Origin of the sequence: Neoalteromonas facilis (assembly GCF_002807665.1) — a bacterium.
Lineage (GTDB): Bacteria > Pseudomonadota > Gammaproteobacteria > Enterobacterales > Alteromonadaceae > Alteromonas_E > Alteromonas_E facilis.
The window spans coordinates 635463-648943 of the sequence record NZ_PEAY01000001.1 but is presented as its reverse complement, the minus strand read 5'-3'; the positions used below and the strand labels follow the sequence as shown (position 1 = coordinate 648943).

Below are 13481 nucleotides of genomic sequence, written 5' to 3'. Positions count from 1 at the left end.
ATCATCATTAATAATTAAAAAAGGGGGAGCGAGCTGTAGGGCTAAGCCATTGCATATAAACGATTAAGCGTTATAATCGCGGCTTAACAGCACCCCCTCGTATGGGTGTTTTTTATTGCCTTTTATTTTAATTAAACAAGTGGCGCAGAGTAGGCGTCACCACTGTGTAGGATCGAACATGCCTGTAATTACTCTTCCTGACGGAAGCCAACGAGAATTCTCTAACCCTGTTTCAGTACTCGATGTCGCTATGGATATCGGCCCTGGCTTAGCAAAAGCTACCATTGCGGGGCGCGTTAATGGTGAACGCGTTGATGCGTGCGACATGATTGAAGATGATGCAACACTTAGCATTATTACAGCAAAGGACGAAGACGGCTTAGAAATTATTCGTCACTCTTGTGCTCACTTGATTGGGCACGCGATTAAGCAATTGTATCCAGACGCTAAAATGGCGATCGGTCCTACCATTGATAACGGTTTTTATTACGACGTTGATTTACCTGAAGCGTTAAGCAACGACGATTTAGCCAAGATTGAAAAGCGTATGCTTGAATTGGCTAAGACCAACTATGATGTGATCAAGAAGAAAGTATCATGGCAAGAAGCGCGCGATGCATTTGAGGCACGCGGCGAAACATACAAAATGGAAATCTTGGACGAAAACATCAGTAAAGATGACCGTCCAGGTTTGTATCACCACGAAGAATACGTCGACATGTGTCGTGGTCCACACGTACCAAATATGCGTTTTTGTCAGCACTTTAAACTGATGAAAGTGGCTGGTGCGTACTGGCGTGGTGATTCAGAAAATAAAATGCTGCAGCGCATATATGGCACAGCATGGGCAGATAAGAAACAACTTAAAGCCTATTTACAGCGTTTAGAAGAAGCTGAAAAACGTGACCACCGTAAAATCGGTAAGTCATTGGATCTTTGGCATTGGCAAGAAGAAGCGCCGGGTATGGTGTTTTGGCACAGTGATGGTTGGTCAATTTACACCGAACTAGAAAAGTTTATCCGCATTAAACAGCGTGAATACGGTTTTGGTGAAGTAAAAGCGCCATTGATGATGGACCGCTCATTATGGGAAAAGTCTGGTCATTGGGATAAATACGCAGAGAACATGTTCACGACGGAATCTGAAAAGCGTGAGTATGCGATCAAACCAATGAACTGCCCGGGGCACGTACAAATCTTCAATCAAGGATTGAAATCATACCGTGATCTACCGTTACGCTTAGCTGAATTTGGCTGCTGTCACCGTAACGAGCCTTCAGGTGCGTTGCATGGACTCATGCGTGTACGTGGCTTTACTCAAGACGATGCCCATATTTTCTGTACTGAAGAGCAAATTCAGGACGAAGTGTCTAGCTGTATTCGCATGGTGTATGAAGTTTATAAAGTATTTGGCTTTGAAAATATCGCAGTAAAATTGTCCACTCGACCTGAAAAGCGTGTGGGCTCAGATGAAACCTGGGATAAAGCTGAGCAGAAATTGGCCGATGCATTAACTGCAAATAATATCGATTTTGAATATTTGCCGGGTGAAGGGGCGTTTTATGGCCCTAAAATCGAGTTTACATTATATGACTGCCTTGGCCGTGCTTGGCAATGTGGAACCGTGCAACTTGATTTCTCAATGCCAGGCCGATTGGGTGCAACATACGTAGCGGAAGATGGCGAACGTAAGGTACCGGCAATGATCCACCGTGCTACATTGGGGTCACTTGAGCGTTTTATTGGTATTTTGACCGAAGAATATGCTGGCTTTTTCCCAACGTGGTTAGCCCCAGTTCAGGTCGTTTTGCTCAATATTACGGACAAACAGGGCGAATATTCGCAAAAAGTAGCGAAAAAGTTACAGGAATCTGGGTTTAGAGCAAAGTCTGACTTGAGAAATGAGAAGATTGGCTTTAAAATCCGCGAGCACACATTACAGCGTGTGCCATACATGTTGGTAGTAGGTGATGCCGAAATGCAAGATAATGCAGTTGCGGTAAGAACCCGCCGAGGTGAGGACCTCGGCAAAATGTCGGTAGATGCATTCATTGAATTGCTTTCTAAAGACGTCTCGGAACGAGAAATAAAGTAAACCGATAACATGTACTTAACGTTTGGCTCGGATAAATAAGTTCAGGGCCAAACATACGATTTTGTTTTTGGAGGAATAGCACATTAAAGGCGCTAACAATAAGGCTCAGGGCGATAAAGCCCGCATTAACGACGAAATTACAGCACGTGAAGTGCGTTTGATAGGAAGTGAAGGCGAGCAGGTTGGGGTTGTCTCCTTTGCTGAAGCCCAACAGGCAGCAGATGACGCTAGTCTGGACCTAGTAGAAATTAGTCCGAATGCTGAGCCGCCAGTCTGTAAAATTATGGACTACGGCAAATTCCTCTTTGAAAAAAGTAAGGCTCAAAAAGAGCAAAAGAAAAAGCAAAAGCAAATTCAGGTCAAGGAGATTAAATTTCGCCCTGGCACTGATGAAGGCGATTACCAGGTAAAACTGCGCAACCTGCGTCGCTTTCTTGAAGGCGGTGATAAAGCCAAAGTCACAATCCGTTTCCGCGGACGTGAAATGGCTCACCAAGAGATCGGCATTGAATTGCTAGAACGTGTTAAAAACGATCTGCAGGACATTGCCAACTGCGAGTCTTTCCCTAAACGGGTAGAGGGTCGTCAGATGATCATGGTGCTCGCCCCACTGAAGAAGTAGTAGCGGTCTAAAGTACCGTCGGTTCTGCACCCGACAGTCACCCTGCTGCAAATTTTAACTAGGCAAATATACGACTGCACGTATCAAGGCCTACATTTAACAATGCGGAGTTTTAGCAATGCCTAAAATGAAATCAAACAGCGGAGCAGCGAAGCGTTTTCGTAAAACAGCTTCTGGCCGCTTTAAAAGCAAGCAGTCTCACTTGCGTCACATTTTGACCAAGAAGAGTAGTAAGCGTAAACGCCATTTACGTGGCAAAAAATTAGCGCATGAAGCGGATACTAAGCTTATCCAACGCATGTTGCCGTACGTTTAAGACAAGGAGACTGAATAATGGCTAGAGTAAAACGCGGTGTAATTGCACGCGCACGTCATAAAAAAGTTCTGAAGCAGGCTAAAGGTTACTACGGTGCTCGCAGTCGTGTTTATCGCGTAGCTGTCCAGGCAGTTACTAAAGCAGGTCAATATGCATACCGTGACCGTCGTCAGCGTAAGCGTCAATTCCGTCAATTGTGGATTGCTCGTATCAACGCTGCCGCTCGTCAAAATGGTATGTCTTACAGCCGTTTCATTAACGGTTTGAAGAAAGCATCTGTTGAAATCGATCGTAAGATCCTTGCGGATATTGCGGTTCACGACAAAGTAGCATTCAGTGCACTTGTTGAAGCAGCCAAAGGCGCTTTAGCATAATCTATTAACCAATAGGTTTAAGTTCTTTCATGGAAACGGCGAGCAGGAAGCTCGCCGTTTTTTTATGTGTGAAAAATATCGGCGACACATATTTGTCTGCTTGTCATCGCTTTCCCGGCAATCCTTGAATGTGGGCTAAATCAACGGTTTAATACGTCTTGTATTCTCGATTGTTCGAGTTGGTTGCAGTATGTTTACGGTTAAATCTGGTTGCATAAGAAGTTTTTAAGTTGCGAATGAAAGAGGTAGCAGGGAAGTGAAAATATGACGCCAGCAGTGGAAACTCTAAACCGTTTCAAAATTTCCCACACACTGCATGAGTATCAGCATAATCCCTCAGCTGATTCATACGGCCTTGAAGCCGCAGAAAAACTGAAGCTAGATCCGCAAACCGTCTATAAAACCTTAGTATGCCAGCTCAATACGCAAGAATTAGTTGTCGCCGTTATCCCGGTAACAGAGCAGTTGAATCTCAAATTGTTAGCGAAAGCCGCTAATTCGAAGAAAGCAGTAATGGCTAATCCCATGGATGTTGAGCGCACAACCGGTTATGTCCTAGGCGGGGTTAGTCCACTTGGTCAGAAGAAGCCCTTAAAAACTTATATTCACAAACGTGCTGTTGAGCACAAGATTATATATGTAAGTGCAGGTAAACGAGGGCTAGAAATAGGTTTGTCACCGAACGATCTATTAAATTTGACCAAAGGACAGTTGGCCGTTTTATGCAATTAATCGAATTACGCTAATCACTCAGGATAAAACCTACTATTTACTGCTATTTAGCGGCAACTAGCCCTAGCACTTATGGTGCATTCTTGTGTAAAATACTCGGCTTTATTTTGCACGCTTTTACGCACAAATTTAGCTGCGTTCACCGCTAGAGGGTACTATGGATCTAGAAGCGATCATCAATGAAGCTAAAGCATTGATTGATGCCACTGATAATGTGGCAAATCTCGACGAAATACGCGTCGAGTTTATGGGTAAAAAAGGTAAGTTAACTGAACAGCTAAAAGGTTTGGGCAAATTAAGCCCAGAAGAGCGTCCAGCCGCAGGCCAGTTAATCAATCAGGCTAAGCAAACTATTCAAGGCCTGTTAAGTGATAAAGGCCAAGCGCTAAAGACTGCTGAGCTGAATGCTAAGTTAGCGGCTGAAACCATTGATGTTACATTACCCGGTAGAGGCCAATTAGCCGGTAACCTACACCCTGTTTCTCGCACCATTGCCCGTATTGAGAGCTTTTTTGGTGACTTAGGTTTTGAAGTCAAAACCGGCCCTGAAGTTGAAGACGGTTTTCATAACTTTGATGCACTGAACATTCCGGCGAATCACCCGGCACGTGCTGACCATGATACCTTCTACTTCTCTCCAAATATCATGCTTAGAACCCAAACCAGCGGCGTTCAAATCCGTACTATGGAAGCTGAAAAGCCACCATTGCGTATTATTTCGCCGGGCCGAGTTTACCGTAACGATTACGATCAAACCCATACACCTATGTTCCACCAGGTAGAAGGCTTGATGGTCGATAAAAACATCAGTTTTGCGGATTTGAAAGGCATATTGCATGATTTTCTTCATCACTTTTTCGAGGAAAATTTGCAAGTGCGTTTTAGACCGTCTTACTTCCCCTTCACCGAACCATCAGCAGAAGTTGATGTAATGGGTAAAGACGGTAAATGGCTAGAGGTATTGGGTTGCGGCATGGTACACCCGAATGTACTGCGAGCAGTGAATATTGACCCAGAAGAATTTACTGGATTCGCCTTTGGTATGGGCGTTGAGCGCCTAACAATGTTGCGCTATGGCGTAACCGATTTACGCGCATTTTTCGAAAACGATATGCGCTTCTTAAAGCAGTTCAAATAAGGGGCGACGAATATGAAATTCAGTGAAAAGTGGTTGCGTGAATATGTAAACCCAGCGCTTGATAGCAATGCATTATCTGAGCAGCTGAGTATGGCCGGTCTTGAGGTCGATGGTGTAGACCCTGTTGCGGGTGAGTTTTCAGGTGTTGTAGTCGGCGAAGTTGTTGAATGTGGTCAACATCCTGATGCAGATAAATTACGCGTGACAAAAGTCAACGTGGGTGATGAAGAGTTACTCGATATCGTATGCGGAGCACCTAACTGTCGCCAAGGCTTAAAAGTTGCGGTGGCTAAAGTTGGCGCAGTACTGCCTGGCAACTTTAAGATCAAAAAAGCAAAATTACGCGGGCAGCCAAGTTTGGGCATGTTGTGTAGTTTTTCTGAATTGGGCATGGGCGAAGACCATTCGGGTATTATCGAGCTGCCAACAGATGCGCCAATTGGTGTCGATATCATCGAGTACTTGTCGCTTGACGACAATATTATCGAAGTCGATTTAACACCAAACCGTGCTGATTGCTTAGGCATGCGTGGTATCGCTCGAGAAGTGGGCGTGTTGAATAATCTTGATGTTAATCCGTTGTCTTTTGAAGCAGCAGCTTCAACCATCGATGATACGCGTGAAATTGAACTTCATTCTCCAGACGCGTGCCCACGCTATTTAGGTCGTGTCATAAAAGGTATTACATTGGATGTAAAGACGCCGTTGTGGATGGTTGAGAAGCTTCGTCGTAGCGGCGTGCGTAGCATCGATCCTGTTGTCGATATCACTAACTATGTATTGCTTGAGTTAGGGCATCCAATGCACGCGTTTGATTTAAATGCCATCGACGAAAAGATTATTGTTCGCCACGCAAAAGCAGATGAGCAGTTAACCTTGCTGGATGAGAGCACGGTAACGCTCAAAGACAATACATTGGTTATTGCTGATGCCACTAAACCATTAGCGATGGCCGGTATTTTTGGTGGCCTTCACTCAGGTGTTACAAATAAGACGGTGGATATTTTCTTAGAGTCAGCATTCTTTGCACCTGACGCGATTATTGGTAAAGCACGTCAATATGGTCTTCATACTGATGCGTCACATCGCTATGAGCGCGGTGTCGATCCTCAGCTTCAACGCACAGCGATGGAACGGGCGACACAGCTATTGCTCGATATCGTCGGGGGCGAAGCCGGTCCAATCGTGGAAGCCGTGTCAGAACAGCATATTCCGCAAATGGCGTCAGTTACGCTGCGACGTGAGCGTCTTGATCGCGTATTAGGTCATCATATTTCTGACGATACCGTGACAGAAATCCTGACGCGTTTAGGTTTGTCGGTACAATTTGCTAGTGGTGAGTGGACAGCTGAAGCGCCGAGCTACCGCTTTGATATTGCAATAGAAGAAGATTTGATCGAAGAAGTTGCACGTGTATACGGCTACAACAGTATTCCTAACAATGCGCCGAACGGCACATTGGCGATGCTGCCAAGCCGAGAAGCAAAATTATCGTCATCTGCGCTGAAAAACGTATTGTTGCAACGTGGATATTCTGAAGCGATAACCTATTCGTTTGTTGATCCTAAGCATCAACAAGCGCTTTTCCCGAACCAAGAAGGGCTAGTGTTACCGCATCCGATTTCCAGTGAAATGTCAGTGATGCGCGTGAGTTTGTGGACGGGCTTGTTGCAAGCTGTCAGCTACAATCAAAACCGTCAGCAATCGCGCGTGCGTTTGTTTGAGACTGGATTGCGTTTTATACCTGATGCAAATGGCGAAAATGGGCTACGACAAGAATCTATGATTGCCGGCGTGATAGCAGGGCACCAATTGGCGACACATTGGGAAGTGAAAGAGCAGCATGTTGATTTCTTTGATATCAAAGGCGATGTGGAAGCACTGTTAGATATCAGTGGTTTGAATCAGAAGGTTACGATTGTTGCGGCACAGCACAGTGCGCTACACCCAGGTCAATCTGCTGAAATTCAGCTAGACGGTAAGGTGATCGGTTGGGTTGGTGCAATTCACCCTCAGTTTGAGAAAGCCTTAGGTCTAAATGGCCGCACATTTGCGTTCGAGTTGTTTATTGACGCGATCAGTCAACGTGACATTCCATTGGCAAAGCCTATTTCCAAATTCCCAGCCAATCGACGTGATATTGCTATCGTGGTTGATGAAAGTGTGAATTTTGGTGATATACGTGGGTATGTAGAAAAAATTGGCGTAAATCAATTAGTTGACCTAAACTTGTTCGACGTGTACAGAGGTAAAGGTATAGAGCCTGGAAAGAAAAGCCTCGCTCTATCGCTTACATTGCAAGACACCAGCAAAACGTTAGAAGAAGCCGAAATACAACAAGCGGTGGAATCAGTAGTTGCAGGTCTTGAGTCAGAATTTAGGGCTGCGTTAAGAGAGTAACAAGACAATGGCATTGACCAAAGCTGAAATGGCGGAACACTTGTTCGAAAAGTTAGGCATGAACAAGCGAGATTCCAAGGAACTTGTTGAAGCATTCTTTGAGGAGATTAAATCTTCTTTAGAGGCCGGTGAACAAGTTAAGTTGTCAGGGTTCGGTAATTTTGATCTGAGAAGCAAAAACGAGCGTCCGGGAAGAAACCCCAAAACAGGGGAAGATATACCGATAAAGGCGCGCCGTGTAGTGACGTTTCGTCCGGGTCAAAAGCTTAAGAGCCGCGTAGAAAACGCTAAACCGACAGGTCAATAGCCAGAAATAAACGCATACCGCGTTTTATTTTCCTCGCTGTATAATGCGACGCATACTGTTCAAGTGTGCGTCTGCTATTATGTCATCAAAAATCTTATATAAATCAATAACGTTTTAGTTCAGTTATGACTATGGAACAGAAGAAACCCATGAAATATCACTTGTGGTTGTGGATATTGGCTGCAGCTGCTGTGATTGCTACTGTCGTGTACCAATTTAATCATTCAGAGCCGCAGTTTGACGAGCCTCAGATTTTGCTAGAAGAACTATTTAATGCGAGTGATGTGCAAGCTGGCTTGTTAGAAGCACTTACGCTTAATGACGATGACCTGTTCGAATCATGGCAATCGCGGTTGATAGATGCTGCTATCTCAGTCGGTTACAAACAGCAGCAGTTGCATTTTTTAGAGGGGGACAAGGGGATCGATTACCTTCGTTTTCGCGCGTCTCGCTGGGCATTTCAACGCGAAATTGATGAAGCGTACAGCGCCGGTGAGGCATTTGAGCCTATCGCGGCGAAATATCCTCAAGCCAAGGATTTATTGCCTGCTGTACAGGCGTTATTTGAGGCTCGGGATCAAACCCTCGACTCGATTGCTGAAGTACTGATAGAAGCGCAAAAAAACGAAAATGATGGCGCTCGTTTGAACGTGCAGGAAGCCAATGCACAAGCATTGGCTTTGTGGCAAGCAAAGTTAAATGAGAGCGCTACGCCTGCGGTTCAAAACTAATCGTATAGATTGGCGCGGACGGTAACAGCGGTGTTTTTTCGCCGTCCATATAGTCGCTAAAACCGACGCGATAGAATTCACTTAGAGGGTGGCCAGATTGGCCGCCTGGGATCGTCAGAATAGCCTCATTCTCACGGCCGGGTTGCACAGTGAGCCGCTGCGAGGCACCATGAGTTCCGTTTTGTACTGCCGGCAAGTAACTGTCGCCATAGCCGGGTACGGATGGCATATCAAGAAAACGCGAAAGGATTGGCATCACCCGACTAAACGGGTGCTGGATATTTAACTCATTGACGTTGCCCCATGTGAGCTTATCAATATGTTCAATTTGCCCATTGGCATATTCATCCAATAGTGATTGGCGCGTTTGACGATAGGTATCCAATAAAAAGGGAAGGTAATCTTGATAGCCTGATGGCAACCATTGCGGTGGTTGTTGTTCCAGTAGTGCATTCAATGCTGGCTCCAAATGACGCAATACTGGTCTTAAACTCATCCCCTCTGTTTGCAGGTGCTGCTCAATCGGCGCAAATAAACGATCGAGTAATGCGCTGCGAAACTTTCTAGTCAAGGTATAACCAACAGACGAGCTGCATGCACATGCTTGCCATTGGTCTAGCAACTTAAGATCGGTTTCAAATTCATTCGGGCTTTGGCGTAGGGTATTGACCAATAATGCCTGCCAAGATGATAGAAACTGAGCGTCGTTGTCTTGTTGAATAAGGTAAAAGTCTTCTTCAGAATACTGTTCTTTTTCGAATAGCCTATCCCTGATCTGCATGCCTCTTGCGCCGACTGCATATCCTCCATCACCGTATCGGGCCAAATCATCGACACCAATTACACGTGCATTTGCAGTCCAAATGCGTTGGTGTTCAGGGTTTATAACGGCAGGAAGGTTCGGTTCACGTTGTGGCCACAGGTCTGATACATCTTCTTGATTGATTGCTGTATTAGTGGGTGTTTGACGGGCAGTAACGGCGCCCGCTGGCATCCAGCCGATATTCCCCTCTGCATCAACAGCGACAAAGTTTTGCACAGGTATGCCAGTGGATGACGCTATGTCTCGGGCTTCATGGATAGTTTTAACAGCGTCCAGATCCAAATGTTTGAGGTTAATGGCATAGGGATAATGTGCGACCCATTGCAAGGCATAACGTTGTCCTGCGATGGTTCTCACAGGCCCGTATTCGCTAATTTCTATAGCCAATTCGTGCTGACCGTCAGGTGTATGAATCAACTCTTTTACAGTGTTGGTCGGTGTATCGTCCGTCAGTTTTACCCAGTCCGTGTTATCGAGATTGGCATTGGTGAAACCCCAAGCAACATGCATATTGCTACCAACAATAATGCCGGGAGCACCAGGTAAACTGACGCCATGGATGGATACGTTTTGATCATCTTGCGTATAAGACAATGACAGTCGATACCAAATGGGCGGAACGCGCAATCCGAGGTGCATATCATCGCTTAACATGGGGACACCGGAGGACGTTAAGGCACCGCTGATCGCCCAGTTATTGCTACCGATATCAATTGGTTCTGGGATCGGAATGGCTGCCCAGTCTTTGTTGTCATTGGTGGGGAGTGGAGGGATATCGATAACAACCGGCGGCTCTACATCAGTGTAATCTAACGCTGCTTGATAACTGCTGGGCAATAGCATGAAATCGACCATGGATTGGCCATATCGAGCAGCGACTCTGGAGAATGTTATATCACGCTCGACCTGACTGCCTTGCAAGTCAAGGTACATGCTATACACCACGAGCAAAGAATCTTCGGGTAGCCATGGTTTAAACTGTGCGCCCAGCAGTAAATACTCAAAGGGTAACAGGGTGTACTGTGCTGCTGCGTCATTTACCCCTTGCGCGTACGCGTTTAAAACGGCTAATTGGTCCTGTGGTAATGAGGATAGTACCGAATGCGCTCGTTGACGGAATTGATGAAAGCGGGCACGCTTGTCCATTTCAATTGCCGCTTCTCCAAACAGCTCAGCAATTTCACCGGCACCGCTGCGGCGGAATAGATCCATTTGAAACAGTCGGTCTTGGGCATGCGCAAATCCGGTCGCATAAGCGGCATCGACGCGACTGGCGGATTCAACATGAGTATGTCCTTTTGCATCCCGATGAACACTGGTTTTAGCAGAGACGGGGGCAACACGATCATCGTTAAGTGAGGGAAGGCTTAGGGACAGGCTTAAGTACAGGCCACTGATACATAGAAGCAGTAATACACTTACTGCAATCAAGATGCGTTTCATGGTAGTTTTTCGTATAGTTTCAATTTGTTGTCTCATCCTATCGAGGCAATTGCCTAAAGCAAAGCGTTAAATACAGGAGTAGTCGTATTTTGGGTCCAGTTATGCTTGATATTGCCGGTCAATCGTTGACCGAAGAGGATAAGGAAATTCTCCGTCACCCTCAGGTGGGGGGACTGATTTTATTCTCCCGAAATTACGACAATCCAGAGCAACTCAGATTATTGATCAATGCGATAAGGGATGAGTCACCCAATATTTTGATTGCGGTTGATCAGGAAGGAGGGCGAGTCCAACGTTTTCGTGATGGCTTCACACGTATACCCGCAATGGGGACTTTGCTGCCTTTAGCAAATGGTTCAATTGAGCATGCCGCTGTGCTTGCTAAAGCCTGTGGCGTGGTCATTGGTTTTGAAATGACGCAAATGGATATTGATGTTTCTTTCGCACCCGTACTGGATATTAACGCAATTTCAGAGGTTATCGGCGATCGAGCATTTGCAACAAATGCCAATCAGGTTATTCATTTAGCTGAAGCTTTTATACTCGGCATGCGCAGTATGGGGATGTCTTCTACCGGAAAACATTTTCCAGGTCACGGTTCCGTTAAGGCTGATTCACACATTGATATACCTGTTGATCCGCGCGATTTTGATACGATTGCATGTACCGATATGCATGTTTTTTCTCGGCTAAATGAAATGAAATTACTTGATGCGGTGATGCCCGCGCACGTGATTTACCCGGCGGTTGATCAACATCCTGCCGGATTCTCATCTATATGGTTACAAAACATTCTGCGACGTCAGTTGAATTTTAATGGCGTTATATTTTCTGATGACCTATCCATGCATGCCGCTACTGTGGCAGGAAATGCCGACTCACGAGCCCAAGCAGCACTCAACGCAGGCTGTGATATGGCATTGGTGTGCAATAATCGAGATGATGCAATTACAGTGCTTGAATCATTGGGTAGTAAAGTCGATAAAATTACACGAGCGAGCAAATTAAAAGCGCGTAGCGTACCCGCGTCACATAGAAATAGCCTTTATCAACACGCTTTAAAACAATTAGAACAAATTCAGGAGCTTGAGGCATGAGTGAAGTACAACAAAATTGGGTGAAGTGGCCAATGGTGGCACTAGCACTGGTGTTGTCGAGTGGAACCTTCGTTGCAATTTCATTTACGGAACAACCCAGTATTATTGCCTTAACCGCAGCTATCACAATGCTCGTTGGGACGATGTGGGTAACGGAGGCCATGCCAATCCCTGTTACGTCTATGATCCCATTTGTTGCGTTCCCATTAGCGGGGGTTATTGACCATAAAACCGCAGCCTCGGCATTGGGCAATCATGTCATTGTATTATTGATGGGTGCCTTCATGCTATCTAAGGCATTGGAAAAGTCAGGTGTTCATGTGCGTCTTGCGTTTAACATGTTACGTCTTACAGGGACGCACAGTGCTCGGCGTATTGTATTGGCGTTTATGCTAACCGCAGCAGTGCTCAGTATGTGGATTTCAAACTCCGCTACGACGCTGATGCTAGTTCCTCTTGGTTTAGCGGTAGTCGCACATTTGAATCAACCTAGACTGGCTATTGTATTGTTATTGGGGATAGCCTATGCCGCGAGTTTAGGCGGTGTAGGAACGCCGATTGGAACGCCTCCTAACATTATCTTTATGAGTGTTTATGAGGAGTTTACTGGTATTCAGATGACATTCCTTGATTGGATGCAGTACGGCGTACCGATCGTAGTACTGGCCATTCCGATCATGGCGCTATGGCTAACCAGAGGAATAGGAGAGCTCGCGCACACCCCGATCCCTGAACAGCCCGCATGGTCATCACCTGAACGCCGTGTACTTATCGTGTTTGCCTTTATTGCCATGGCATGGGTGTTTCGTCCATATTGGTCGGCATTCCTTGGCGCGCCGGGTATTGGCGATAGCACGGTCGCATTGCTTGGTGTTGTCGCGATGTGCCTAATTCCATCGGGTGAAACTAATCCCGAAACTAAAAAGCCTGAATACTTGTTGGATTGGCAAACGGCACAATACATCCCGTGGGGTATGTTGTTGCTCTTTGCTGGCGGTATCTGTATTGCCAGTGCTTTTACGCACAGTGGTTTGAGTCAATTGATTGGCGAGGCGTTGTCCGGTTTGACTGTTTTGCCTATAGTGCTGCTTGTATTGGGGATATGTTTGGCCGTTAGTTTCTTGACTGAAATCACGTCGAATACGGCAACGGCTACGTTGCTAATGCCGATCTTAGCCAGTGCTGCTATGGCCAATAATATCGATCCTGCATTGTTAATGATCCCTGCCGCAATTAGTGCAAGTTGTGCCTTTATGTTACCGGTTGCAACGGCACCGAATGCGATTGTGTATGCGACGGGAAAAATTGACATCTCAACGATGGCCAAAGAAGGGGCCTTGTTGAATGTTATCGTGGCAGTGATTGCAGCAGGCGTTATCAGTTTGCAGTTTAGCGCGTAGAGA

At 45.8% G+C, this 13481-nt stretch carries 12 protein-coding genes; 11 read left to right on the top strand and 1 reads right to left on the bottom strand.

All coding sequences use genetic code 11. From position 1 onward, the window contains the following. Positions 1 to 178 precede the first annotated feature (178 nt). The 9 genes from thrS to CSH93_RS02885 all read left to right on the top strand — a co-directional run bounded on the left by thrS (position 179) and on the right by CSH93_RS02885 (position 8715). Positions 179 to 2095 (top strand): threonine--tRNA ligase, encoded by a 1917-nt coding sequence (gene thrS, locus CSH93_RS02925; protein WP_100641710.1) that lies wholly within the window; start codon positions 179 to 181, stop codon positions 2093 to 2095. An 82-nt stretch (positions 2096 to 2177) separates the two neighbouring features. Beyond that, positions 2178 to 2717: a translation initiation factor IF-3 gene (gene infC / locus CSH93_RS02920; RefSeq protein ID WP_100641709.1), complete on the top strand. Its 540-nt coding sequence runs from the start codon at positions 2178 to 2180 to the stop codon at positions 2715 to 2717. Between the two features lie 118 nt (positions 2718 to 2835). Further along, complete coding sequence (gene rpmI, locus CSH93_RS02915) at positions 2836 to 3033, top strand: 50S ribosomal protein L35 (RefSeq protein WP_100641708.1); 198 nt, start codon at positions 2836 to 2838, stop codon at positions 3031 to 3033. A gap of 17 nt (positions 3034 to 3050) precedes the next feature. Then, positions 3051 to 3407 carry a 50S ribosomal protein L20 gene (rplT, locus tag CSH93_RS02910; protein ID WP_100641707.1) on the top strand — a complete coding sequence of 119 codons (357 nt, stop codon included), beginning with the start codon at positions 3051 to 3053 and terminating at the stop codon, positions 3405 to 3407. 264 nt (positions 3408 to 3671) lie between these two features. Then, positions 3672 to 4139 carry a Cys-tRNA(Pro) deacylase gene (ybaK, locus tag CSH93_RS02905; RefSeq protein WP_100641706.1) on the top strand — a complete coding sequence of 156 codons (468 nt, stop codon included), beginning with the start codon at positions 3672 to 3674 and terminating at the stop codon, positions 4137 to 4139. A gap of 157 nt (positions 4140 to 4296) precedes the next feature. Next, complete coding sequence (pheS, locus tag CSH93_RS02900) at positions 4297 to 5277, top strand: phenylalanine--tRNA ligase subunit alpha (protein ID WP_100641705.1); 981 nt, start codon at positions 4297 to 4299, stop codon at positions 5275 to 5277. 12 nt (positions 5278 to 5289) lie between these two features. Then, positions 5290 to 7677 (top strand): phenylalanine--tRNA ligase subunit beta, encoded by a 2388-nt coding sequence (gene pheT, locus CSH93_RS02895; RefSeq protein WP_100641704.1) that lies wholly within the window; start codon positions 5290 to 5292, stop codon positions 7675 to 7677. Positions 7678 to 7684: 7 nt separating this feature from the next. Further along, positions 7685 to 7984, top strand: coding sequence for an integration host factor subunit alpha (locus CSH93_RS02890; protein WP_100641703.1), 300 nt, complete (start codon positions 7685 to 7687; stop codon positions 7982 to 7984). 149 nt (positions 7985 to 8133) lie between these two features. After that, positions 8134 to 8715: a hypothetical protein gene (locus CSH93_RS02885; RefSeq protein WP_100641702.1), complete on the top strand. Its 582-nt coding sequence runs from the start codon at positions 8134 to 8136 to the stop codon at positions 8713 to 8715. Here CSH93_RS02885 and CSH93_RS02880 read toward each other — a convergent pair. Further along, complete coding sequence (locus CSH93_RS02880; protein ID WP_100642322.1) at positions 8693 to 10981, bottom strand: penicillin acylase family protein; 2289 nt, start codon at positions 10979 to 10981, stop codon at positions 8693 to 8695. The genes CSH93_RS02885 and CSH93_RS02880 overlap by 23 nt on opposite strands. A 101-nt stretch (positions 10982 to 11082) precedes the next feature. On the opposite strand from CSH93_RS02880, the gene nagZ reads away from it, so the two are divergent. Together nagZ and CSH93_RS02870 are read left to right on the top strand one after the other, a co-directional pair. Continuing rightward, complete coding sequence (gene nagZ / locus CSH93_RS02875; RefSeq protein WP_420807240.1) at positions 11083 to 12078, top strand: beta-N-acetylhexosaminidase; 996 nt, start codon at positions 11083 to 11085, stop codon at positions 12076 to 12078. Then, on the top strand, positions 12075 to 13478 hold the full coding sequence (locus tag CSH93_RS02870) for an SLC13 family permease (RefSeq protein ID WP_100641700.1): 1404 nt from the start codon (positions 12075 to 12077) through the stop codon (positions 13476 to 13478). The genes nagZ and CSH93_RS02870 overlap by 4 nt, the downstream gene beginning before the upstream one ends. Positions 13479 to 13481: the final 3 nt, after the last annotated feature.